Raw genomic sequence first — 24177 nt, forward strand, 5'->3', positions numbered from 1 at the left:
CATATCGGACGTCGAAGTAGTAATGGCGGTTGCCCTAAARCCGACATTGCCATGCGACCCGCGATAGACCACGTTTGGGTCATTTCCGCCGATCGCGCACGGCCTGCGCAACAGCAGTTTTGTCAGAATCAGACGTTCAATGCTAGCCTTAGGCGAGAGCATTCTGGGCTAAGATGTCTGCTTCCGGAAAAAGCCCGAGGCCGCGAATATGTGCTATCGCGGCGGTGGGGTCAGGCACGAAGAGAACGACCACCAGATCCTGTCGAGCGCGTGTGCAACAAACGTAGAAGAGACGTCTTGTCCGCTCGACGCCGGTTTCTACCCCTTCCTTCAGGTTTTTTTTGTCACGGGTCGAAAGCTCTTTCAGTCCCAAGTATTTTTCATAAGAAAACTGAAAGTGGGTTCCCTCGTCGTCGTCGAGCACGACGAGTACGCGATCAAACTCCGCGCCTTTCACGCCTTGCTGCGTAGAGAAAGGCGACTCTTCATTGACGTATACTTGGTAGGGTCGGAGCTGATTGGCCGGGCAGGCGAGAAACGCAGCCATGGCGTTGATCTCATTCGAAGGGTCTTCCTCTTTTTCCCCTTCCTCGTCTTCGGGCCGATCCTCGTCGGCTGCATCGGCTTCCATGTCTTCGAGGTAGGCGGCGAGCCTTGGATCAAAAGCGAAAAGCCGATGTTGTTTGGCAAGCGCCAACACGTCGCGAATGGTCGCCTGCGACTGGGGCCCCATCAACTCCGCCAGTTGATTGCTCACCTCGCGGAGTTCATTGAGCCTCTGGGCGACATTTACCCCTTTCAGGTTGTCCTTTGCCAGAAGCGGCGAGTGAGTCCGAAGTAACCGCATCGCATCGAAGTCCCGGCCATCACGGACAGCTTCCGCAATGGGGAGGAGAAACGAAATCAAAGGCCGCAACGGCCAAGCAGTCGCGTCCAGAAAGCCGTTCTTGAAAGCCTCCGGCGCTCTGTCATTCAACGCCGCATAAAGGTCTCCGAAGCCCAGCCGCTTGGCTGCCATGCGATGCACGACCACCAGCATTTTGACGGGATCGTTGTTTGCGTCGGACTGCCATAGTTCATCCCTATTCGCATGAGCAATCCAAGTCCGAACCTGCGCTACACGCTCGTCGCGATGGTCGTCTGCTGGAAGCACGAACAAGCGAGCAGTGCCGATGACCGGCACCTCCTGCTCGCCATCTTTCTGCTTCCGCCCCCCCACCTGAACCAGATCGTCGCCACCGCGGCGGATGGCGTTTGCGAGGGCCAACACCGCAGAGGGTGATCGGAAGTTTTCAGGCTTCGGAATTGCTCGCCAATCGTCCGGTTTAGGAATAGTACCGATGCCGGTGGGATAGATGCGCTGCATGGGATCGCCGAAAAAGCCCAAGCAGAAACGCGCCTGTTCTTGCTTTTGAACTGCCATCAGCGCTTCCACGATGACCGGGAAGGTATCTTGGCTCTCGTCCACGAATACGAACGGGAATTGCTGAGCCACGAGCGTACGAAACAACGGGCGACGGATCATCAACTGCGACGACATTTTGATAATATCGTCGTGGCCCAGGATACCTTTGGCGTAATCGCTACCGGTTCCGTAAGTGAAGCTGCCGACCGTTGTGATGGCTTCACTTTGCTGCTGATAACGCACAATATCGCGGGCGTTTTTGTCCCTCGTTTTCTGCTGAACGCGCGGCCCGAAACCGGCGGCTGCTTGCTGCAATTCGCCGATCCGCTCCTCAATCCTGTTCGCCACCCAAGCCGCAATGTCCCGCTGAAAACCGCGCGCGATCGACCATGAGAAACTGTGGATTGTGGAAACGTGGATGAGTGGATTATTTCCTACGTCTGCCCAAATCTCTCCCGCCGCAATCTCTGTGTAGGTGATGCACGCCACACGCTGCCTGCGAAGGCGAAGGCGCTCGCCGTGGATCGCGAGTATTGAAGCCAGGCCTTTAATCAGTGAGGTGGTTTTTCCGGAGCCCGCTCCCGCCACCATGTTGAAGCTGGTCGGCGGCTGCGCCTGAAGGCAATCCCGAAGATCCAAATCAGCCTGCGTGTCGGGTTGTTGGGCGCGATTACTCACCGAGCATCGCCCCGTCAAGCTCGGCTTCAGTTTCAAGATCGACCTGAGCCTTGAGCCATGTGAGGCCATCGCTGATGTAAGCCGGCACCTCCCACTGTTCCGGTGGCGCGGTAAGCACACCAAGTGCAAACTTCGTTTTGTCGAACTTCGCGCCACTGACACGCTTGTGCAATCCCGTCGCCAGCGCCGCGGGGTCCGCTACCGCGCTTCGCAGGCGAAGGCCCAATTTTCTCTGATCGACGCTTTGGCACCATGCGGCGTTCTCAAGCCCGAAGGCTTCCTCCAAAGTCCGACCGGCAAGCTCTGCGTTTTGACCGTTCCATGCGACGGGAACGGGCGTTTGATAGGTCACGCGAACACGGGTCTTTCCCTCCTGCGGCGTTTCCTTTTCGTGATCCGGGGCGGCAAAAAGCTCGGCGATAGTCTGCTTCGCCGGAAGCCATTTCACGAGAGTTTGATTGGACGACACCGCCCCCGACACGCTCGGCAGGCACTTCTTCCCGTACCGCGGGGCTGGCGCGCGGGCAGCGCCTCCCAGCAATTCATCGAATTCGTTGGCTGCCTCGGCCGTTGGCGCTTCAACTTCGACCTCAAGCTCGTCATCGTCCTCATCGTCGCCCGCGTGATCGGCGGGCAGCAAGGAAACGCTGTCCACGTCGGTGATTATCAACGTGACAATCCCAAGGAATTCGATCAGCGACTTGAATTTGTGGCCGAATGCTCCGCCAACTTCCAGAATGCAGATGCAGGAGGATCGCAGCGATTTCGCTGCCTTTTCGATCATACTCGGAAGGAGCAGTCGTTCGACGTTGCCCTCCACGAGCACAGCGGCATCGGAGAAAAACAAGTCGCAATGGGTGAGTTTCAGATACCGTTGCAAGAAGTCGCGATGCTCGGTTTCCTGCGCGTAAAAGGCGGAGAGGTTCAGCACCTCCGTAATCTGGTCGGTCCCGATAAGATCACGCCGGAAGTAGCGAATGGGTTTGAAACCCCGTTCGTACAGGATGTGCGGGGAATGCGTCGTAATGACGGCTTGGCTCGTAAATGAGCCACCCGCCTCATCCGGTATGTCCAACAACTCAAGAATGTTGCGGATGAACACCTGCTGCAATTGCGCGTGGAGATGCGCTTCGGGCTCTTCAATGAGAATGAGATGCAGCGGCGCTCGCTTCTCCTCCTCGGCTTTCCAGCGCTCCTGAAGGTCGAGCACCTCGACTACCATATAGATCAGATTTTTGAAGCCGAGCCCATTGTAGGTGTCGGGCAGCGTGATGGGCTGCGCGCCCCCACCGACGATGTAGTGAACGCGCGCATCCTGAGTCATGATGGATGCGGGGTTGAGGGCCGACTTAATTTCGAGGCGCGGGTTGTTGAGACCGGGATAGCCTAACCGCCCCAACCGCTCCAACGTGTCTTTGAAAACTTCGGCGAGATGCTTGTTGAGACCCACTTCAGAATCGAAGAGCGCTTTGAGTGCCTGATGATCGTCCTGACGTTGATCGAGATTGCGTTGATAGAAGCGGCTCAGCCGTTTCGACAAATCTTCTGAGCGGCCACCCCCGGGGGCTGTGGACGGGTCTGCAAGATGCCGCTGAGCGTTCAAGAAATCGACCTTGATTAGGGACTTTAGCACTGCAGCACCCCCCGGATCGTTGCCGAGCGGTAAGGGTTCGTACCCCGCCACGGCTTGGAACGCCGCGTCGAATTGCATGTGATCAAGAACGAAATAGCGCAGCTCGTATTCGCGCTTCAGTTCTTGCAGCAGATAGTCGGAAAGCGATTTCGGCCAAGGCACGTAATCGCCAGGGCCGTTGTCTAGCGCTGCCGCTTTTGCGCGGCCATCGTCACGCGCGGAACGATAACGCTGTATTAATTCCGGAACGCTCTTCGGCGCGAGTTCGATGCGGACGCCAACAAGCGTTCCGGCCCACGCGGTCGAAGGCAGAATAGGGATAACGAGGTAGAGATCGTCGGCCCCTACTTCGAACCAAAGGTCGAGCGAGACGCTTGGCACATCGTTGTCCGAAATCTCGCCCACGCGCTCGCCAATTTCGTCCAGAACCGGCCAAACGTGCGAACTGAAATCGTATAGCGAGAAGCTGTCCTTACCGCCGGAAAGGAACATTTGCATCGCCTGCGTGGCAGATGTTTTCCCGCTGTTGTTGGCCCCGACGAAAATAGAGATGTCGGACGCAAGTTCAACATGCACGTCACGAAGCCGCCGAAAATTCCGAAGCCGGTAGGAATGTAAGTGCATAGTGCCCCCTCGTAGGGAGAGACTACCGGTTGGTATCCCGCATGGAAATCTGAAATACGCACTGATTCGATATTTAAGTTCCGTACCGACTTTCTGCGAGTTACGACTACAGCGCATCGTTGATCCGCTGATCGTACTCATTCGGATGTAGTGCGAGCCTCGAAGAAGACTGTAGATTCTCCGATCCGCTTGTAGCCAATTGGACGGTTACTTTTGGAGCGAGTGCTGCCAGGCGGCGTAACACCAATCGAGCGACAGGTAGCGGCAGAAGCTGTTGTTAAAAGCGCGACCAGCGAACGACGCAACTCGGTCAGTAGGCGTCATGAACATGGGCGCAGGCTATGTCTGTATTCGGCTGTTGCTTCCCGATAGCCGACATTCCGTCTACCCCCCTTAGCTGACAAGCTTCTCCTCACCAGATCCCCTCAAAACCTGGAGAGCAGGATATTCCCCCGGCTGCGGGAGCGGCGTTCATACCCACAGCGCCGCAGCACCGGAAAGACGTCCTGGGCCCACCGGCCATGCTCGGTGTCTTCCATGATGAGATGATCGGGCCATAGCGTCGCAGGGGCCTCGCGAAAAAACGGTAGCAGCGCTCGGTCTTCATAACCTTCGATGTCGATCTTCAGAACATGCACGGCCGTCACATCGCAGGCCTGCAGAATATCTACAAGCGGACGTATCCGCACCGCAGCACCGTGTCCCGCACCGATCCGACCGCCGCCAAAATCCCCGTTCACCTGCACAAGCTGACAAGAGCCGTCCTGATCGCCCACGGCCACACGGAAGAGATCGGCCTGCATCCCGTTCAGCCTCAGATTGGTTGTCAGGCGCTCGAACAGCACCGGGTTCGGCTCGATGGCGATGACACGGGCTTCCCGCTGGGCGGCATACAGGGAAAAGAACCCCATATTCGCACCGACATCCACAAACGTGCCGCCTTTCGGCAGATGGCGCCGCAGCCATTTCAGCTCACGATGATTGTAGCACGCGCCACACACCGCCGATTTTGCGTCCGTCTGGTTGTCCTGCGGATAAAACCGCACCTTCAACCCGAACAGGGTCGCATCAACAGGATCTGCGCAGCAGTCGCGTTTGAACCGTTCAATGAACGGCCGACGCAAACGACTGTACCCCAAGGGCGTGTTGAAGAAGACCTTCCGGATCGTCTTCTGCACGTCCGTCAGCGGATAGGTGCCAAAGGGAAGCACACGTGCAGGACAGTGTCCGTCCAGCACAATGTGCTCAGAAGACGGGTCTGAGTGTTCTGACATAAAAGATGATGACCGTATGGAAGGGAACAACGGGGCTTCGACGAAGTCGGCGGCAGGGTCAGGACGCGTTATGTCCGATGGAGCGCTCCGTCACAGCTTCCCGACCTCGCGGCAGAGCTGGAGCAGACCGCCCATCCGCTGCTGCAGCACGGCGCCGAGCACCATCACGCCTTCCAGCAGGCGCGCGCCTTCCGTATCCGCCCGCAGACTCTCCAGCCGCCCTTTGAGCAGCGCATGCTCGATCTCGATCAGACGCAGCACGTCATGCAGACCGGCATGCAGGTCCTCGAGACCGGCTGGACGGGGTGGTGGCAACAGTGGATCTTCAGGCATGACAATCCCTTGGACAAAAATGTCGGTTTCATGCGAGGATCTGACCATGACGAGTCACGGGCCACGCAACATTTCAATGCCAAGAGATACGGTTTTCCGACTTCCATATTAAGCGGAATATCGTATTCATGCCTCATTTCCGAATGAGGAACTTCTGCGTGCCCCGACATTCCAGGCGAAAGCGTAAACTCATGGATGACCAGATCCGCCTGATGCGCGAGCGCGGCGAGCGCCTCCGCGAAGCGGCGCAGAGTATTGGCATCACCCATGCCGCCAAGGCAGCGGGCGTGCCGTATACGACCCTGAGAGACTACATGAATGGCGGGGAGATGAAATTCTCCGCTCTTGCGTCACTGGCCCGGGTCTGCGGCGTGTCCCTGGACTGGATCGCCTTTGGCGCGGCTGGCGGTTCACCTTCCGGGGCGACAGCGGTCCAGACCACGTCGACCCGTCAGATCGTCGTACCCTGGTATGATCATCATGAAGACGGTCTGCGGATTGGCCGCGACTGGTTGCAGAGCGTCATTCCCCGGGATCTTGCGTCCCTCTGCCTCATCAGCAATGCAGGCGATGCGATGGAGCCGACCCTGTCCTCGGGTGATCTGGTCATCGTGGACCGGAGCGTCACGACCGTGACGGGCAGCGCGCTCTATGCGCTGGAGAGTGGTGGCACTGTTCTGATCCGTCGCCTTGATCCCAAACTCGGTGGCGGGGTCCGGGTGATTGCTGACAATCATCGCTACCCGCCCCAGGATGTCGACGCCGATCGCCTGGACTGCTTCAAGCTGCTCGGCGAAGTGGTCTGGATCGGCGGCGTGCCTCATCCCTGAGGTGCTCGCGATATACGGGAACCTGCTTTTATAAACAGGCGCACATCCGTATTGACGATACACGGGAAATCGTAGATCATTTGGCTTGTTGAGTTCGTCGTGTGTGCAGGGCTGTCCTGTCGCACAGGAACTGCAAGGAGCTGGCGATGATGTCTCTGTCCCGTTGTGTCTTCCGGTCTGGTCCCTGTTCTTGGCTATCAGGGGGCGCCTGACATGGTCGTCTCCCTCCTTCTTGTGCTGATCGTTCTTCTCCTGCTGGTGCTGGCGCTCGGATCGTCGGTCAGACTGTTCGCCTGGCTGAAGGCCCGCGACATTCTGCCGCCTGCAGCTCTGATGCTGGGTACGGCGTTGGTGATCCGGGTCGTCTTCCATGCCCACTGGGGGAGATAAGCGCTCATGACGTCTTCAACAGACGGCCTGTATAGCGAGGCGACCGAAGCAAAACGCGCGGCCCGTCTGGCTGCCTATCTCGAAGAGTATGGTGCCGAGGAAGATGAGACACGGCTTCTGCTGAGATACGTCTCGTGGTTCGGAGCGGGCGCCTGTCTTTTGTGCGGCATCGCCCTGGCTCTGCCCTGGCATCCGCTCTTTGCATTCGTTGTGGGCATGAGCTGCTGGACGGCTCCGCGAGAACCGTTTCTCCGAAAACTGAAAGCCGCTGAAGACCGCCGCAGGCTTCGCGGGCTGGACTGAGACGGTCCGTTCGTTTTTGGCAGGTTGTGGGCTTTTCTCTAATTCTTTATTCAGTAACTGTTTGTAAAATTAACAAAGGATGTCTCATGTCTGTGCGTCTTCTCAGAACTCTTGCCGTCACATTGTCTCTCACCGGACTGGTCGCCCTGACAGGCTGTGCCTCGGAAGGAAACGAAACCCTTAAAAACGAGACTGGTGCGTCCATCGATCAGAAGATCCATGATGGCGTGACCACCAAAGAGCAGATCCGGGCCCTGTTCGGAGACCCGCGCGAGAGCACGTTCACCGACAGCGGCCATGAACAGTGGCGCTATGCGTTCACCAACGCCTCGTCTGACGCTGCCAACTTCATTCCGCTCTATGGCGATCTGCATCAGGGCACCCATGGCACGGAAAAGACCCTGACGGTGATTTTCAACGGCGATGTCGTCTGGCACCACACCATGAATGCCTCCGCTGTCAAAACCGGCAGCGGGTTGTTCTGAGCTTTCAGAAGCAAAGTCCCCTCTGCTGTTGAAAGCAGAGGGGATGATTCAGGCCGGGGAAGACCGGAAGGCCTCGTCCGATCCAATGGAATATTGAAAACAGCTCTCTGCTAGAATGGAAATGTAGGTTGATGACTTACTCTTCCAGCATGGCGGGGCCTTGAGGAAGACAGGCCCACTCTGCGGCCTGACCGAAGGGTTCCTCCTCGCCAGGCGGTGGAGAGACGACATTGCCTGACAGCACCAGCAGCCGGTTCAGCGGCTCCCACTCAAGAAGTGTTTCAAGCAGAGCCGTTGCGCAGTTCAAACGCAGAAAAGGGCTGTCCTGCGTCAGTTCTGTCATCAGGTCTGTCCGCAGTTCGAGGACGGATTCCTGCAACCCACACGGCCGTAACCAGGACGCCCGCTGTCGTGCGAGCCGGTACAGGCAGAGATCATACGGTGGCCGATCCTGCGGTCCGCCCATCACACGGCGCAGGAACGACATGTRAAATCCCGCCATAACAAAGGGTCGCGGGGCATCCACCGGCATCACGGCCCGGAACAGAGGATCGCTGATGGTCAGGGCAGGCTGCCCATGCTCGTCGGGGCTTTCTTCCAGATGACCCGAGGAACGCCGGGGGGCGCCGAGCCAGAGCAGGCTGCGCCCTTCGACGAAGCCATCCCTTTGCAGCAGCGTGACGGGAGCGCCCGCATAGGGCGCTCCTTTCTGATCCGGCGTGATATCGAGCAGTTTCAGGCGCGTGATGGGCCAGCGCGGCAGCCGGATCGGACCTTGGGTCATGACCCGCCTCCCGCGCGCAGATGCGCCACAAGGGCGAGGAAACGCTTCTGTAACTGCGCTGGCTCAAGGAGGTCGTTGAGATACCAGATCTCGGGCGTAAGGCGCTGCTGCCGGTAGACCTCCAGCCTTCGGTCAAACTGGGCCAGCAGATGCGCTTCCCAGTCATTGCGTGTCACGCGGTCCGCACCGCAGGCGCCCACGATCTCGATATGCATCACACGCGAGCCGTGACGGATGGCGAAATCGGAATAGAACCGCGGCTGCTGCAACGGGTCGAGGGCAATTTCCAGATCCAGCGCAACATCTCGCGGAACGACGGGTTTGATCGCCTCATAGGCAATCCGCTCCGGGGTTGAATTCAGCCGCGTTCCGTCAGAGGCAACGCGGCCATGGCTGGGCAGACACGGCCAGCGCTGCTCGACCGTGCGCAGGAGACCGGCCCAGACGCCGGGTCCTTCATCACCCAGTTGCGTGAGATGCCGCCCCGCCGGCTGAAGGTAGCGGAACAGGCTTGAGGGCGGTTGTGCCTTCAGTCTGAAGCTAATGTCGCGATACAGATCGAGATCGTCATCCGTGGGCTCGAAGAAAGAGCGCGCGTGACGGCGCGCGGTCGCAGTAGCGACCGGGGTTTTTGTAAGAAGCATGAAGCCTCCAGATTTTTGAGAAGATGAAATGAAGGGACAGGCCGACGCTGTCGGGCCTGTCGGTGTCAGGCGTTACAGGCGATACGGGAGGCCGCTCCCAAGCATCTGTCCGGTCCAAAGCGCCTCGATCAGTCTTGCCGCGGCATGAATGCGGACGAGATCGGAAGCCGGATGGACGCCCGAGCGGTCTTCCGCTGCAAACCGGGCCAGAAGTCTTTCCGGATCATCTCCAATCCCTGCCAACTCTGGCGCAAGCTGGTGCATCAGATCGGCAAGGGTCATGACCTGCGCTGTTTTCGTTGAGCAGGGACCAAGCCAGGCCGTCTCCTGCACCCCCATGAGCAGAACGAGATCTGGAAGCAGGCCAGGAGAAAGAAAAGCGCCATCTTCAGTGTCCTCCGCTGCACCGACTGGTAACGGCATGGGCTGCTGCAGGATCTGGTCCCGCAGAGCCTGTCTGTGTGCCGGGTCCTGATCGGCCTCCTGACAGGGAAACCACAGGCCCAACCGCTCAGCCACGGGCACGGGTTCGGCCCGGGACAGAACAAGATCGTACAGACAGACGGCAGTCCCGGTCGGCCGGAGCGGAGCGTCCGGGCGATCACGGGAGGAGACAAGACCCATCAGGCGGACAGCCAGGTCCGTGCGCCGGAAGGACGTCATGTCCGGTCTCCTGCGTTCTCCGTTAGTGCTTGGTTCAGGGAACGGACAGTCTGCGCCAGAACGATGAGCGTACCCTCAAGCCGCGTGTCGCTGGTAAACGCTCCAGGCTGTGCGATCACATCGCGCAGGGTGGGAAGAACGACGCCTGCCAGGACGGCGTGGGTGTCAAAAAGCGTGTCGAGTTCGGTGACTGATCTGGTCATTGCGAAAGGCTCCAGAAAGAAGGAAGCTCCAGAGAGAACAGACCGTTCTGGTCGCACGGCGACCATTCCAGCTCACGCCCCGCGTGAGCCCTCTGGGGTGAGGACCAGCCCGGTCCTCCCTTGCGAAGCCAAAAAAACGACAGACCCCCCCCTGATCATTTCCCGTCATGAGAGAGCGAGAAAGGTTGAGTTCTGCACCGCCGCCCTCCGGGCGGCGCGACCCCGGAACGGGGGCGCGTGCAGGTCCGGATGACGCGTCACAACGTGATGCGGACGCCCCCGGCGGGGCACGAACATGAAACGGTTTTAAGGTGCTGTTTTAAAAGGGTTTTTGGAGCCTTGCTCCAAAAACCTGTTATCGTGCCATCTCAAGCGATCTGACAGCACGATTTCATGGCGCAGTGCAATGCTTTTGAGCTGCTCATGGAATGGCGACATAGCGCATTGATGACGCGTCACTGAGATTGTGCGGACCGGTACGACGCAATCCGTGACGCGTCATTGGGCTTCTGACGGGCCTTCAGGCATCTGGATCCCCGGTTTCAGAGTCTTTCCAGGTGAAGAGCGGGGCGCTGTCAGGATTGGGACGCGAAGGCTTTGCGACCGCCTCACTGGATTGCCCGGCACAGAAGCGTTCCCAGGCAAACATCATCTCTGAACGCCTGTTGAAGAGATCCCCGCGGCGATAGGCCGCCTCGACCTTGTCACCGATGGCATGGGCCAACGCCATTTCGGCGACCTCGCGTGGAAAGTCGGTTTCCTCGGCCGCCCAGTCCCGGAAGCTGGAGCGCAAACCATGGATCGTCACATCCTTCGTGCCTGCGGCCTGATGGAGGGCCTTGGAGACCGCGACATCGCTCAGCGGTGATCCGACCCGGCCACCGGGAAACACGAAACTGTCCTCACCGGAACAGGATCTCAGAGTCTGGACTTTATACAGGAGCGCCATAGCTCCGTTCGTCAGGGGCACACGATGCTCCCGCCCGGCCTTCATCCGCTCGGCCGGGATGGTCCAGATCTTTTTCTTCAGATCGATCTCCGACCACAGGGCCTTGCGGACCTCGCCAGACCGGGTGGCGGTCAGGCAGACGAACCGTGCAGCAAGAGCTCCTACCCCATGCTCGGCGCTGAGCCGACTGTAGACCGGCGGGAGATCGCGATAGGGCAAGGCGGCATGGTGCACCACCTTCGTGACGGCCGTGGGTTTGGGAAGGATGTTGGCCAGGTGCCCCCGCCAGCGGGCCGGGTTCTCACCCTCGCGCCAGTGATGGCTCTGCGCATAGTCCAGAATACGCTCCATCCGTCCACGCAGCCGTGTTGCGGTTTCGGTCGTGCTCTCCCAGATCGGTCGCAGGACAGCGAGCACATCCTCTGTCTGCACGCTGCCAATCGGTCTCAGGCCGAGGACGGGATAAACATGACGCTCTAGAGAGCTGCGCCACATGGGCGCCGAGCGCGGATCCTTCCAGCCGGGAGCCTGCTCGGTGATGTACTGCTCGGCAACCTGCGCGAAGGTGCGCTCCTGAACGGTTTCTCCCTTCTGCCGGGCTTTCTCTTCGAGAGGGTCGAGCCCTTCCAGAAGCAGGCGCCGGTTCTCGGTCGCCCGGAGCCGGGCATCGGCCAGAGAAATATCCCGGGCGGGACCGAGTCCCATCTCCCGTCTTTTACCGGTCTTTGGGCTTTTATAGCGAAAGGTCCAGGCCCGGGTGTCGCCCCGGACGGTGATCCATAGATTTCCGCCATCGCCGTGAACCCCGTCCTTGAGGGAGGCGACCTTGCGGGCATTCATCTGATTCGGCGGAAGCTTGCTCATGGCGTTTCAATCCCATCTTCCGTCCCACCTTACGGCATGGGCTTCAATGCGTCTATCTGCTTCTTCAGGATGGTATGGATTTCTGTAAAACCATGAAAAACAAGGGTTATTGCGTTGATCCGCCCTTTCATGACGCCCCAGATCGGCGGACACCCTCTCCGCCAGATAACTCAAAAATTTCCCATAAAATTATGTTTTTACAGTCGCCACTCTCACTGCTGTCCCTTGTGATTTGCAGTCCCGACAACGGCTTGAGGCTTACACAACAAGTCAGAGTAATTTGTCTGACACTGCGATGCTCGAGCCGATGAAATGAAACGGGCTCACTGAGCAAAACGTTCTGCTTAACTGTCCTCATCCGCTTTAAGATAAAGCATGAGCCTGCCCGAGAAAAAATTCGGCACGCGTGACCATAGATTGACGGGTAATCAACTACACTACTGTTTTAAAATAATAGCTTTTGCTTCAGACGTCTCGCTGCGAAAATTACACGGTTGTAGGGCATTAAGCCCAACAACCGCCCCTCCACTGAACACGATCTACTTTACGCGTTTTGCCCAGGCCATACTTCCAAACATTCCGTCATGGCGGATCAGGCCATGAAACTGGGCGGCCCCGATATGGACCAAAACAAGCCCGAAAAGTGCAAAAGCCAGTATCGAGTGACTAAAACGGAGCCACGACCAAACAGCCGGATCATGCGGCAGAATTGACGGAAGAATAACTGACTGCCCCCACAAAGGAATGGGAAAGCCACCGGCGGAGAGCATTCCCCAGCCCACAAGAGGCAGCGCAATCATCAAACCGTAAAGCAGGACATGCGAAGCTGTAGCCGCATACTTTAAAAGACGGGGTAGATCATTTGGTAGCGTTGGGGCGGATGATCCAAGACGATTTCCCAAACGCAGGATAGCCAGCACGAAAATCGCCATCCCCAGAGGGCGATGCAACGTCACTAGCCGATGATAACTGGGCCCTACTGAAGAGGCCATGAACAGACCAATGAACAACATGCACATAATCATTACAGCCATGAGCCAGTGCAGCACGCGCGATAAAAGCGAAAATGATGCCACTTGGTTCATGATTTCTTGCTTTCGGAAGACTGTATCAGACTGGGCGTAACCGCGCTCGGGCCACGCTTTTCGCCAGAACGCAGTAGAAACGACCGCATATAGGCGGCGGACCGGACCTGAAGGATCGGATCACCCGACGGCTCAATGCCCGGCGGCAAAATGAGAGGGTCAAAGGTAATACCCGTACAAGGGCCGCCATCTTCGCTTTCAGTAGAGACCAAGGTCAGAGTTCCGGCATCAACCATCCGGTCATCGCGTGCCCAGATCTGACTGGGATCGTCAATGACATCATGCGCACCTGCTACGGTCACCATCAGACGCCATTGCAGAGGATGCTCGTGAATATCGCCGATCAGTTTACGAAATAGATAGTCATGGTCCCTCGCCTTTCCGTTGGTCGGCTCGACGGGCTGCATCGGCATCATGGCCCAGCGCACGGCCGTTTTCGAACCATCTGCAGTGACCAGTATAAAGCTATCAAGACTGTGAAACGTATCGTCTGCGAACCCTGATGAAATAACGCGATGAGCATTTTCCTCAGCCGCAGACTTGAGCCAGGGATGCGTCGCACCGAACGCATTTGTGCGCGAAGGGTTAGGCTTTCCAGTTGCGGGATCGATTTGTTGAGATGCAAAAAAATCTGCGACGTCGTGCGCATCACGCAGTGGAAGAACTGGCGGATCGTTCATGCCAGTCCGCCATTCAGGAGCATCACGCGGCATAAACCGCAACGCCATGCTTCGCACAGTGGCGGCAATATCCGGAGCATAAGGCTGCCCGACACCGAGAGCGAACCGCCCAATGACCGGTACATGCTGTTCACGAAAGACCGCAGCTTGTGACAAATTTGCGGCGTCACCACTCGCATCAAACCATCCGCTGACGCAGACGCCTTTGGCGTGGGCCCTGCGAAAGCCATGTCCATAGCTCCCGGCGTTATGCAATTCTCCCATCAAACGGTTCTGCGTAACACGGTCAGGAGAAAAACAGCCTCCCGCCCAAAGAAAAGCCAACGCAAGCGCCGCGGGCGCAGCAATAACACCGAACCAGCGGGCAGCGGTGGTTAAGGAACCTGCGTATTTTTGATCCATGGGTTTCTATCCAATGCAGCTATCTTCCTTGAAGACGTCAGCCACGCTGGATTTATTCCCCAGAAAACGCACCACCAAAGAATATTTCAGTATATCTGTTCTTTAGAGGGAATAAACTGGCCCACAGAACGTCTTTGTCTGTGAAAGATGATCGTGTGAAAGGCAAAGACGGACTTGAGTGATGACGCGGACATCAGGCTACAAACCGCTATTCCGGCATTGAGACGGTACGCGCGCGTGCTGACCCGCGATCCATCTCAGGCAGATGACCTTGTCCAAGACTGCCTGGAACGTGCCCTCACGCGACTACACCAAGTCCGTGATTTGCCTGATCTTCGCCCGTGGCTGTTCACGATTGCACATCGTCTGAACGTAAATCATTGGCGACGGTTACGTCGCTTTGTGTCCCTGACAGACGCATCTGTCCCTGACACACCACAAAAAGAAGCGCAGATCTCACATCTCGAATGGCAGGATGTGGTGCACGCGTTTGAACGTTTGTCCGATGATCACCGTCAAATCATGCTGCTAGTTGGTGTTGAGGGGCTCCAATATGGGGTGGTTGCAGAAATTTTGGACCTACCGCTGGGGACTGTCATGTCGCGCCTTTCCCGGGCACGCACCGCTCTGCACAATCTTGTCGAACACGAGGAACGCCCCACTCTTCGGAGAGTCAAATGACACAACCTGATCGCCCCGTGACCGAAGAAGATCTGCAGGGTTGGGTTGACGGGTTTCTGTCACCTGAACGACTACAGGCAGTCGAGACGTGGCTTGAAAGTCATCCAGATACATTGCGCCGTGTTTTGGCATGGAAGCGCGAGCGAGATGCCCTTCGCGCAGGACTTGATCCGGAGCTTGAACACCCCCTCCCAGCGCGCTTCAACGTCCCACAGTTGAAGCAACGACAGAGCACCCGCTCAAACATGCCTCGCATGGCAGCTTCGATTGTCCTTGCCTTATCCATAGGTTTTGGCAGCGGGTGGTTTCTCCGAGATCGACGCGTACCAGTGGGACTGGCAGCCGTTGAACAGGAAGCGGCGATCGTGCGAAAGGCCAGCCAAGGGAGCACAATTACGGAAGGTAATGTTGCACAACTGGCAGCATGGGGAGGAAGAACACTAGGCCGTCCTGTACGACCACCGGACCTGTCTGCAGCGGGTTATCGCCTGACAGGGGGACAACTGGTCACAACGGATCATGGGCCAGCTTGCGTTTTTTTCTACAAGGATGACAGCGGCGCCAGAATTTCTCTCTTCGTGCGGCCGATGTACGGCGTGGATGTCACGGCGCCTATGCGGCCGATGCGGCATCTGCCAGGCTATCTTTGGGCGCAAGACGGTTTGGGAATTAGTATGGTAGCAGACACTTCCATGAGTAGCCTGCATACACTGGCTAATCACGCACGAGAACTGATGGGGCAACCAAGTTAATGGAGGCGATATTTAAAAATAAGGAATATTACCTAGATTAGAAAATAAAATTACTACTTAATTTCAAATTAATCGTGAATGTCATGCGCCATATATAAAAAATCTCCGCCCGAATACCCGAGCGGAGACGTAGAAAATTTTCTGAGGATTGCGCGCAATCACTTCATATTTGACAGATCAACGACGCCCCGTCGGACGGCCACCACCACCGCCGCCACGGCGAGCGGCGTCGCCACTGCGTCCACCAGCAGGAGGGCCGGAACGACGGCGCCCGCCGCCATTTCCACCACCTCCTCGCTGACCGCCACCACCACGACCACCACCAAGCACTGGCGGACGCATTGTGGAATTCTGAGCCGCGTCAGAGTGGTACGGATGATCAGTTACGACAGGAATAGCCTTGTCGATCTTTTTCTCAATATCCCGAAGCCATGCGCGCTGTTCTGCATCACAGAGCGATACTGCCCAGCCATCACGGCCTGCACGCGCGGTACGACCGATACGATGAACGTAAGATTCAGGGACATTTGGCAGATCGTAATTGAAGACATGAGAAACATCATCAACGTCGATGCCACGTGCGGCAATATCCGTCGCGACCAGGACCTTGATCGTCCCGTTGCGGAAGCCAGCCATGGCACGTTCACGCGCCCCCTGGGACTTGTTCCCGTGCAGTGCTTCGGACGTAATGCCGTTCTTGTTTAGGAATTCCGCAACCTTGTTCGCTTCATGCTTCATCAGCGTGAACACGACTGCACGTACGACATTTGAGCTCTCAACGAGCATCAGTGTCGCATCCTTTTTCTTGTCCGTCTCCACGAACATCACAGCCTGACGGATGCGATCAACCGTGCTGGATTCAGGCGTTACCTGAACAGTAGCAGGGTCCTTCAGCAGGGAATGCGCAAGATCGCTGATGGACTGCGGCATCGTTGCCGAGAACAGAACCGTCTGACGACGCGCAGGCAAGAGAGCCATGATGCGGCGGATATCACGAACGAAGCCCATGTCGAGCATACGATCCGCTTCGTCCAGCACCAGAACCTCCAGGGCAGAAAGGTCGATGTGACCCTGCCCAACCAGATCCAGCAGACGGCCCGGCGCAGCCACGAGAACATCCACGCCACGGCGCGTTGCCTCGACCTGGCGTCCCTGCCCGACCCCACCGAACACAACTGCATGCGTCAGCTTCATGTGGCGTGCGTATGCAGCAAAGCTCTCGTCGATCTGGGAAGCCAGCTCACGCGTCGGCGCCAGAACCAGCACCCGGACACTCTTGGGAGCTGCCGGGCGGCGATGCCGCAGCAGGTAGTCCAGAATTGGCAGCGCGAAGGCAGCTGTCTTACCCGTGCCGGTCTGAGCCAGACCAAGAAGGTCACGGCCTTCCAGAAGGTAAGGAATAGAGCCAGCCTGAATCGGCGTTGGCGTGGTGTAACCTTCTTCAGCAAGTGCTTTCTGAAGTGGCTCGGCAAGTTTGAGCTCTGCGAAACTGGTCATGGACCCCTCCTGAGGGATAACAAGGCCTGGCTCGCACAGCTAGTTCGCACTTTTGAATGCACGAATGAAATGCCTGCTTTGAGCCTAGAAAGTTGATGAAAGACGAACCTTCAAACTAAGACGCAGACACACAGCTGGACATGTGCAAGAGCCAAAAAAAGCCCTGCACATTGCCCACTTCACTTTTCCCACCAAAGTCAGAGAAGCAAAGCACCGTGTGCTCAATCGACCAGCATGACGAAGAGACCGTCAGCATCTCCCTGCTTTCACACAAGGATATCTGCAAACGGATGTAAGGCAGCTTCCCTTGCCCTGCAAGGGAGTTGAGAGGTCCGATTTCTAAAAAATCATTATTATTTAACGCGTTTTGCAAAATCGCGAACTTCCTGCGCATCAATGATGCACAGAGAGAAAAGAACTGACCCTCTACCCGCGTCGCAGCAGAAAAAGCGCCTGTTCACCGAAAAGGTTTGCGAAGCGGATTGAGCGGCGCCACGGAGCCTTCAATCCATCCTCGTCGATGGCGAGCCACTGCTGCACAATGTACCCCTCCTCCTCACATAACGCGAGAAAATCCCGAATGGTGCATGGATGGATATTGGGCGTGGAATACCAAGGCGTACTCCATACTGATGTCATCGGCATGCGGCCGGTGGTCAAAAGCTGCAAACGCAGTCTCCAATGACCAAAATTCGGAAAGGAGATGATCGCATGGCGCCCTATCCGCAACATTTGCCGTAACACCTCCCGGGGACGCTCAACCGCCTGAAGTGTTCTTTGCAGAACAACATAGTCAAACGAGTCATCGGGATAGTAGGACAGATCGTGATCTGCATCTCCGTGCATAACCGGCAGACCATGGGCAACGGATTGCGTCACGCTCTGCATGTCGATTTCAATGCCGCGAGCGTCGCAGTTTCGCGTCCGGTAAAGATAATCGATGAGCGTACCGTCACCACTGCCGACATCCAGAACGCGGGCCCGGGTTGGAATCATCTCCGCAATCAGACGCTGATCCAGCCGCATCAGACCCCCTCCACTTTCGTCAGACCTGCGTGCTCAGCTGCACCATTCAGGAAACCCCGAACCGTTCGATCCAGATCCGGCTCGTCCAGCAGGAACGCGTCATGTCCACGATCGCTCTCGATTTCCACAAAAGATACGTTTGCTCCGGCTTTATTCAAAGCCCGCACCAGAAGACGGGACTGAGACGTGGGGAAAAGCCAGTCTGAACTGAAAGACACAACGCAAAAACGCGTCTCGCACTTGCGAAACGGTGCCGAAAGATCGCCATCATGCTCGGCGGCCAGATCAAAATAATCCATCGCCCGCGTTACTGTCAGATACGAATTTGCATCAAACCGGCGCACGAAGGTTGAGCCCTGATGCCGCAGATAACTCTCAACTTCGAACATCTCACCAAACAGAGAAGGACTGCTGGCAGCCGGCACAGCTGTCGGAGCTTCACTTCGAACTTTACGTCCAAACTTCCGGCTCAGAGCCTCTTCAGACAGATAAGTAATGTGGGCCATCATCCGGGCGACCCCCAAGCCACGCGCCGGAATGGCGCCGAAGTCTCTGTAATGGCCATCATGCCAGTCAGGATCCGCAAAGATCGCCTGACGGCTGACTTCGTTGAATGCAATATTCTGAGCTGAGTGGAACGGCGACGTTGCAATCGGCAAAGCCGCAAAAACGCGCTCGGGATAATCGGCAATCCACGTCAGTGCCTGCATGCCTCCCATGGAGCCGCCCACGACAGCGAAAAGACGCTGGATGCCCAAGTGGTCCAACAGGCATGCCTGAGAGGCGACGATGTCGTGCATGGTGATGGGAGGAAATTCACTATCCCACGGCCGCCCGGTCTCTGCCCGAATGGACTTTGGACCGGTAGATCCCATGCACCCGCCCAATACATTGGGGCAGATGACAAAAAATCTGTCCGTATCGATTGGTAGGCCAGGCCCAACCATGCGGTTCCACCAGCCTGGCTTGCCAGTCAATGGATTAGGCTCGGCTAAATACTGATCTCCGGTCAGAGCGTGACAGACCAGTATGGCGTTGCCGCGATCAGGCGCGAGGGTGCCATAGGTGCAGTAAGCAACTTCGAGCGGCGCAAGATGAACGCCACATTCCAGATCCATCCCCTCTTCCAGGTACATGGTCTGATGCGTGTAAACGGGACTATCTTCCTCAAAGGAAGACACACTGCGGTCCATCAGTCTTCCACCTCCGATGCCGACGGGAGGGCGTCGATGCCCTTCGGGGCCGACGGTATGACATTCTCCGCACCCTACGGCAAATCACCCTTCTTATTGACGATAAATTAACGCACTTGAAATTCATTAAGAAACAGTAAAAAACCGTTTCATGCTTCACGCCCGCCCGGATTCATCCAGCCCAGCCGTTCCTGCAGCCTCGGATGCCTTCGCACCAAGTGCGCTCCAAATTCTTGGGTATTCGGGAGTATTTGACGCCACATATTATCTGAAGAGCAATCCGGACCTCCACAACCTCGGAACAGCAGCTCTCAGGCATTATCACCAGCATGGCTGGAGAGAGGGTCGTAAACCCAATCCGTTTTTTGATCCTCACTGGTATGTCGCCCAAAATCGGGATGTTCTGGGAGACCCTCTTTTACATTACGTCACAAAAGGCGAGAAAGAAGGCCGCCGACCAATCGGTTGGTTTGATCCTGGCTGGTACACTCAGACTTACGCCATTCCGCAAGGGATGCTGGCGCTCGCTCATTATCTGCTCAACCGACATACACAGAAACTGAAACCCATCGCTGAGTTTGATCCAGCCTTCTATTTGAAAACCTACCCCGATGTAGCCGCCGCCGGCCTCGACCCGCTGGAACATTACATGATCCAGGGCTTTCGTGAGGCCAGGCAGCCGTTCGAAGGCTTTGATCCGGTTTACTACCGGAAGAATTATCTACGGCATGCGCCGGAAAGTAATCCGCTTCTTCACTATCTGGAAAACAAGAACCGTTCGGGAATTCATTCCTCGTGCCCGGCGAATGAAGTCACGGTCTTTCGGGAAGTTCGCCGGCGTAGCGCGCCAGGACCTTCATTTGAGGATTTCAACCCACTTCCCCAGAGCGCGATCAGACGCGCCCGTGTCCTTGCGTATTACTTGCCCCAATATCATGCCACAGCAGAAAACGATGAATGGTGGGGAAAGGGTTTTACGGAGTGGACCAACACGTCACGTGCGCTCCCTCGTTTCGCAGACCATTATCAACCCCGCATTCCACGTGATCTGGGTCATTACACTCTGAATTCTCCAGACCTTCTCGACCGTCAGGTCAGAATGGCCAAGGCCGCCGGAATTGAAGGTTTTGTCTTCTATTTTTACTGGTTCAATCAAAAACGCCTTCTTGATGGGCCGCTGGAAATGCTTCTGGCCAACCCTCAGATTGACCTTCCATTCTGCCTGATGTGGGCCAACGAAAACTGGAGCCGCCGCTGGGACGGGTCAGAAGATGATATTCTGATTGCCCAGCACTACAGAGACACGGACGACAACGCTCTCGTAGATTGCTTCGCCAGGCATATGCACGATCCCCGATATATCAGGATTGGGGATCGCCCCCTCCTCATGGTGTATCGCCCTGGAACCATTCCTAATGCACGCCAAGCCTTTGCGCGCTGGCGTGAACTCTTTCGGGAGAGGCACGGCATTAACCCTATCTTTATTATGGGGCAGGCCTTTGGAGATGAAGACCCTCATTCCTTTGGTGTTGAAGGAGCCATCGAATTTCCCCCCCACAAAGTTGTTTCCGACTGCCGCCTCATCAATGAAAACGTTCAAATTCTTGACGAAGACTTCAGAGGGCAGATCTACGATTACGCCGATATTGTAGAAAATGCGCTCCGACAGCCAAGTCCGTCTTTTCCCCTTATCCGTACAGCGGCGCCTTCATGGGATAATGACGCACGACGTCAGGGCAACGGCCTCGTCATGCACGGGTCAACTCCGGAGCTTTATGAGAAATGGCTCAATGGCCTCGTCAATTCAGCGCAGAAACACCGCTTTTTCGGGGAATCTATTGTCTGCGTTAACGCGTGGAACGAATGGGCAGAAGGTGCCTATCTGGAGCCTGACGTTCACTTCGGCAGCGCCTACCTGAATGCAACAGCAAGAGCCTGCACGGGCTTCAAAAGCTCCTCAAATAAGGTACGCCTGCTGCTGATTGGCCACGATGCCTTCCCGGCTGGAGCCCAAAAACTCCTTCTGGAGACAGGCCGTACGTTCCGGCGATCTTTCGGTGTTGATATCCGCTTCGTGCTCCTCGAAGGGGGCGCAATGATGGAAGACTACAGGGCTGTTGCTCCTGTTGAAATCCTGTCTCCCACCTCCAGCGACGTTATGGCGCGCCTGAACACGTTGCGGGCAGAAGGTTTTGAATGTGCGATATTGAACAGCGCGGCATCATCAGCCATTGCTCCTGCACTGCATAACAATGCAATCACCTACACATTCCTCATTCATGAGTTGCCCCACCTCCTGCAAAGCCGAGATCTACGGAAAGCCATGCGGGACGCATGCGAGGCGGCACAATCAATTGTCGTCCCCGCACACTCCTGTGCAGCGCGCCTGGGATTGGAGAAACACCCTCACATAACGATCCTGCCTCAAGGCCTGTATGATCAGACAACCTTCCACGGGTCTTCCCGGGAAGCACTCAGATCGCAGTTGGGCCTTAACGCTCAGGATCTGCTGGTCATTGGCGTTGGCTACGCGGATATGCGGAAAGGCTTTGACCTGTTTCTCCAGCTCTGGCGGAAGCTGGCCGAGAAAGCGCACTGTGTATGGGTCGGCGCGATTGACCCGGTTCTTCAGGATGGTTTGAGAACCGAAATCGGTCATGCCCGCGCAAGCGGCACCTTCCATATGCCGGGTCGCGTTCATAATGTTGCGGACTGGCTGTCTGCTTCAGACGTCTTTACTTTGACCTCCCGCGAAGACCCCTACCCTTCTGTCGTCCTTGAGGCTCTGGCATCAGGCCTGCCATGCACATCTTTTGCCGATAATGGCGGCATTCCAGAGTTACTTAAAAGCCTTCAAAACGATCCGACGACTTTCAATATGGTCGTTCCGTTCGCAGATGTGAGAGCCATGAGTTTGGCGGCGCTGGAGCTTGCCGAGTGGTCAAAAGCTCGCGGTCAAAACACCCGACAGGCTGCCGCACGCAAACTTGGAAAATCGTTTCTTTTCCGCCCCTATGCCCAGCAACTCCTGCGCTTGGCCGCACCAAAAATTCCTTCAATTTCCGTCGTGGTACCGTCGTATAATTATGCGCGTTATTTAGAAGCCCGGCTCGTCTCTATTTTCACGCAGACATTCCCAGTCCTGGAAATTATCGTCCTTGATGATGCATCCGAGGATAACAGTATCGAAATCGCCATGGCCGCTGCCGCCGAATGGGGGCGTGACGTTCGTATTATTAAAGGAAGACGGTCTTCCGGGTCCGTCTTTGCTCAATGGCAGAAAGCACTCCAACAGGCACAAGGGGAATGGGTCTGGATCGCGGAAGCAGATGACCTTTGCGACCCTCATTTTCTGGAAAAGCTTGTTCACGCTGTGCACCAGTGTCCGAATGCGGTCATGGCGTTCTGCGATAGCCGCTCAATAGATGAGACCGGCGCGCCTCTCTCCGCCTCCTATCAGCCATACTGTGTAGAGGCGGCTGGAAATCTTCTTGAGCATGATGGCCAGTTCAGCGGGCGGGATTTTCTGCAAACATGCCTGTCTGAGCGCAATCTGGTTCTCAATGTCAGCGGCGCAATTTTCCAACGAACGGCTATGCAAGCGGCGCTCAGAACGTGCAAAAAAGATTTGAAAACCTTGAAAGTGGCTGGTGACTGGCGAGCCTATCTTGAGTTGCTCGATAGTCCCGACGTTGGCGTTGTCTATGTCAGCGATGCCATGAACATCCATAGACGACATCAGTCGTCTTCGACTCATACGTTAAATCAGACTGCTCATCTCGAAGAAATAAATTTTATGCATGAGCTTTTTGCGAAGCGATTACCTTTTTCGCAAGAGCGGCTTGAGAAGCAAGCTCTCTATCGCCATAAAATCTTCCAGCAGTTCGGCTTATAATTTATTTGTATAAAATATAATTTTTGATTTTTAATCACTAAAGAACAAACGATTATTATTTGTATAAATTACGAATCACAAACATATCAAGTACGCGAGCCCAAATGACTGGTGCATGGGCCCTGGGAAATGAGCGTGTCATACCGGCATTGCTGACTACCAGAAATATCCACCGAAGGGACGCAACCACAAACGATCCCGATGCGAGAGGAAGAAACGCGCCTCAGATGGCGTTGCCTGCTTGACGGTCAGGCACTTCATGGCCCCCTATGAAGCATCTTACTGGGAAATTAGCCATGGCACAGTTATCAATCGGCGATCATGTTTCAGACCTCAAAGGCGCCCATGATGGCAAGCTTGTGGATATTGAAGGTTCCACTGGCTACGTGATGCAAAGCAATGGTGTGGAAGTTGAATTCCCACTGTCTCAGCTGAAGCCTTACGAACCTCCAAAAGTTTCTGAAATTCGAACCTTATCTGGACCTCTTCGGGACAAAGTTTTAAGTCCTGCCCAAAGGACACTACTGGCTTCTGTGCCTGCCTCCCTCATTAATGCGATCGCTAAGAGCTACGATGCGGGCAGCGATGGCGAAGGCTCGCGTCCGCCTTTTGCTACTCTGCCAGAGTCAAAAAGACTGGAAGCCATCCGCATTTATCTCCCCACGCTTCCCCAGCGCCTTCTAGCCTCTCATATGAATCTGGTGGTTGCGATGCGTGATGTCGCCAAATCATAAATTATGATCATGGACGAATGCAGTCGTGAGGATGACTGGAAATTCGATGCTTCCACGGAGATAAAAGAGCCGCTGTAGCGCGTTGACCCAGGCCGGCATCACCCGTAGAACTCCGCGTTCTGAAACAGCGAAGCCCAACCAGGCGCAGCATTATTGAGCGCCGGAGGCGC

Annotated in this window: 22 protein-coding genes; 8 read left to right on the plus strand and 14 right to left on the minus strand. The window is 56.3% G+C overall.

The window, feature by feature from the left end:
- Window positions 1–148 precede the first annotated feature (148 nt).
- From KP707_RS08760 to KP707_RS08775, 4 genes are all read right to left on the minus strand, one after another.
- Window positions 149–2083: a UvrD-helicase domain-containing protein gene (locus tag KP707_RS08760; protein WP_373687792.1), complete on the minus strand. Its 1935-nt coding sequence runs from the start codon at window positions 2081–2083 to the stop codon at window positions 149–151.
- A complete protein-coding gene (locus KP707_RS08765) occupies window positions 2076–4481 on the minus strand; it encodes an ATP-dependent endonuclease (RefSeq protein WP_306792305.1) in 2406 nt (801 codons plus the stop codon). Before KP707_RS08765 ends, KP707_RS08760 begins: the two co-directional genes overlap by 8 nt.
- A 284-nt stretch (window positions 4482–4765) precedes the next feature.
- Window positions 4766–5614, minus strand: a complete 849-nt coding sequence (locus KP707_RS08770) for an FkbM family methyltransferase (RefSeq protein WP_215751693.1) — start codon at window positions 5612–5614, stop codon at window positions 4766–4768.
- A gap of 90 nt (window positions 5615–5704) precedes the next feature.
- Complete coding sequence (locus tag KP707_RS08775; protein ID WP_007284186.1) at window positions 5705–5947, minus strand: hypothetical protein; 243 nt, start codon at window positions 5945–5947, stop codon at window positions 5705–5707.
- A 191-nt stretch (window positions 5948–6138) separates the two neighbouring features.
- Between KP707_RS08775 and KP707_RS08780 the strand changes: the two genes are divergently transcribed.
- From KP707_RS08780 to KP707_RS08795, 4 genes are all read left to right on the plus strand, one after another.
- Window positions 6139–6777, plus strand: coding sequence for a LexA family transcriptional regulator (locus tag KP707_RS08780; protein WP_215751699.1), 639 nt, complete (start codon window positions 6139–6141; stop codon window positions 6775–6777).
- A 213-nt stretch (window positions 6778–6990) separates the two neighbouring features.
- On the plus strand, window positions 6991–7167 hold the full coding sequence (locus KP707_RS08785) for a hypothetical protein (protein ID WP_224777768.1): 177 nt from the start codon (window positions 6991–6993) through the stop codon (window positions 7165–7167).
- Between the two features lie 6 nt (window positions 7168–7173).
- Window positions 7174–7470 (plus strand): hypothetical protein, encoded by a 297-nt coding sequence (locus KP707_RS08790; protein WP_099212183.1) that lies wholly within the window; start codon window positions 7174–7176, stop codon window positions 7468–7470.
- A gap of 86 nt (window positions 7471–7556) precedes the next feature.
- Window positions 7557–7955, plus strand: a complete 399-nt coding sequence (locus tag KP707_RS08795; protein ID WP_215751888.1) for an outer membrane protein assembly factor BamE — start codon at window positions 7557–7559, stop codon at window positions 7953–7955.
- 136 nt (window positions 7956–8091) lie between these two features.
- On the opposite strand, the gene KP707_RS08800 is transcribed toward KP707_RS08795, so the two are convergent.
- From KP707_RS08800 to KP707_RS08830, 7 genes are all read right to left on the minus strand, one after another.
- On the minus strand, window positions 8092–8739 hold the full coding sequence (locus KP707_RS08800) for a hypothetical protein (RefSeq protein WP_215769413.1): 648 nt from the start codon (window positions 8737–8739) through the stop codon (window positions 8092–8094).
- The gene (locus KP707_RS08805; protein WP_215751890.1) at window positions 8736–9383 is read right to left on the minus strand and encodes a hypothetical protein; all 648 of its coding nucleotides are present in this window, start codon (window positions 9381–9383) and stop codon (window positions 8736–8738) included. Before KP707_RS08805 ends, KP707_RS08800 begins: the two co-directional genes overlap by 4 nt.
- Before the next feature lie 72 nt (window positions 9384–9455).
- Window positions 9456–10046 (minus strand): hypothetical protein, encoded by a 591-nt coding sequence (locus tag KP707_RS08810; protein ID WP_215751891.1) that lies wholly within the window; start codon window positions 10044–10046, stop codon window positions 9456–9458.
- Window positions 10043–10249: a hypothetical protein gene (locus tag KP707_RS08815; protein ID WP_215751892.1), complete on the minus strand. Its 207-nt coding sequence runs from the start codon at window positions 10247–10249 to the stop codon at window positions 10043–10045. The genes KP707_RS08810 and KP707_RS08815 overlap by 4 nt, the downstream gene beginning before the upstream one ends.
- A gap of 520 nt (window positions 10250–10769) precedes the next feature.
- Window positions 10770–12062: a phage integrase central domain-containing protein gene (locus KP707_RS08820; protein WP_215751893.1), complete on the minus strand. Its 1293-nt coding sequence runs from the start codon at window positions 12060–12062 to the stop codon at window positions 10770–10772.
- Between the two features lie 539 nt (window positions 12063–12601).
- On the minus strand, window positions 12602–13147 hold the full coding sequence (locus KP707_RS08825; protein ID WP_211502817.1) for a cytochrome b: 546 nt from the start codon (window positions 13145–13147) through the stop codon (window positions 12602–12604).
- Entirely contained in the window at window positions 13144–14229 is a 1086-nt protein-coding gene (locus KP707_RS08830; protein WP_211497281.1) for a catalase family peroxidase, read from the minus strand. The genes KP707_RS08825 and KP707_RS08830 overlap by 4 nt, the downstream gene beginning before the upstream one ends.
- A 174-nt stretch (window positions 14230–14403) precedes the next feature.
- Between KP707_RS08830 and KP707_RS08835 the strand changes: the two genes are divergently transcribed.
- Both KP707_RS08835 and KP707_RS08840 read left to right on the plus strand, forming a co-directional pair.
- Window positions 14404–14910: an RNA polymerase sigma factor gene (locus KP707_RS08835; protein WP_211497282.1), complete on the plus strand. Its 507-nt coding sequence runs from the start codon at window positions 14404–14406 to the stop codon at window positions 14908–14910.
- Complete coding sequence (locus tag KP707_RS08840; protein ID WP_211502818.1) at window positions 14907–15662, plus strand: anti-sigma factor; 756 nt, start codon at window positions 14907–14909, stop codon at window positions 15660–15662. Before KP707_RS08835 ends, KP707_RS08840 begins: the two co-directional genes overlap by 4 nt.
- A 177-nt stretch (window positions 15663–15839) precedes the next feature.
- On the opposite strand, the gene KP707_RS08845 is transcribed toward KP707_RS08840, so the two are convergent.
- The 3 genes from KP707_RS08845 to KP707_RS08855 all read right to left on the minus strand — a co-directional run bounded on the left by KP707_RS08845 (window position 15840) and on the right by KP707_RS08855 (window position 19378).
- Complete coding sequence (locus tag KP707_RS08845; RefSeq protein ID WP_211502819.1) at window positions 15840–17159, minus strand: DEAD/DEAH box helicase; 1320 nt, start codon at window positions 17157–17159, stop codon at window positions 15840–15842.
- Between the two features lie 426 nt (window positions 17160–17585).
- A complete protein-coding gene (gene metW / locus KP707_RS08850; RefSeq protein WP_064273068.1) occupies window positions 17586–18185 on the minus strand; it encodes a methionine biosynthesis protein MetW in 600 nt (199 codons plus the stop codon).
- Complete coding sequence (locus KP707_RS08855) at window positions 18185–19378, minus strand: homoserine O-acetyltransferase (RefSeq protein WP_099212053.1); 1194 nt, start codon at window positions 19376–19378, stop codon at window positions 18185–18187. The genes metW and KP707_RS08855 overlap by 1 nt, the downstream gene beginning before the upstream one ends.
- Window positions 19379–19529: 151 nt before the next feature.
- Between KP707_RS08855 and KP707_RS08860 the strand changes: the two genes are divergently transcribed.
- Entirely contained in the window at window positions 19530–23273 is a 3744-nt protein-coding gene (locus KP707_RS08860) for a glycoside hydrolase family 99-like domain-containing protein (protein ID WP_215751894.1), read from the plus strand.
- 296 nt (window positions 23274–23569) lie between these two features.
- On the plus strand, window positions 23570–24007 hold the full coding sequence (locus KP707_RS08865) for a hypothetical protein (protein ID WP_099212049.1): 438 nt from the start codon (window positions 23570–23572) through the stop codon (window positions 24005–24007).
- Window positions 24008–24177 lie beyond the last annotated feature (170 nt).

The sequence above is a fragment of the Gluconobacter sp. P5E10 genome, assembly GCF_018812145.1.
Lineage (GTDB): Bacteria > Pseudomonadota > Alphaproteobacteria > Acetobacterales > Acetobacteraceae > Gluconobacter > Gluconobacter cerinus.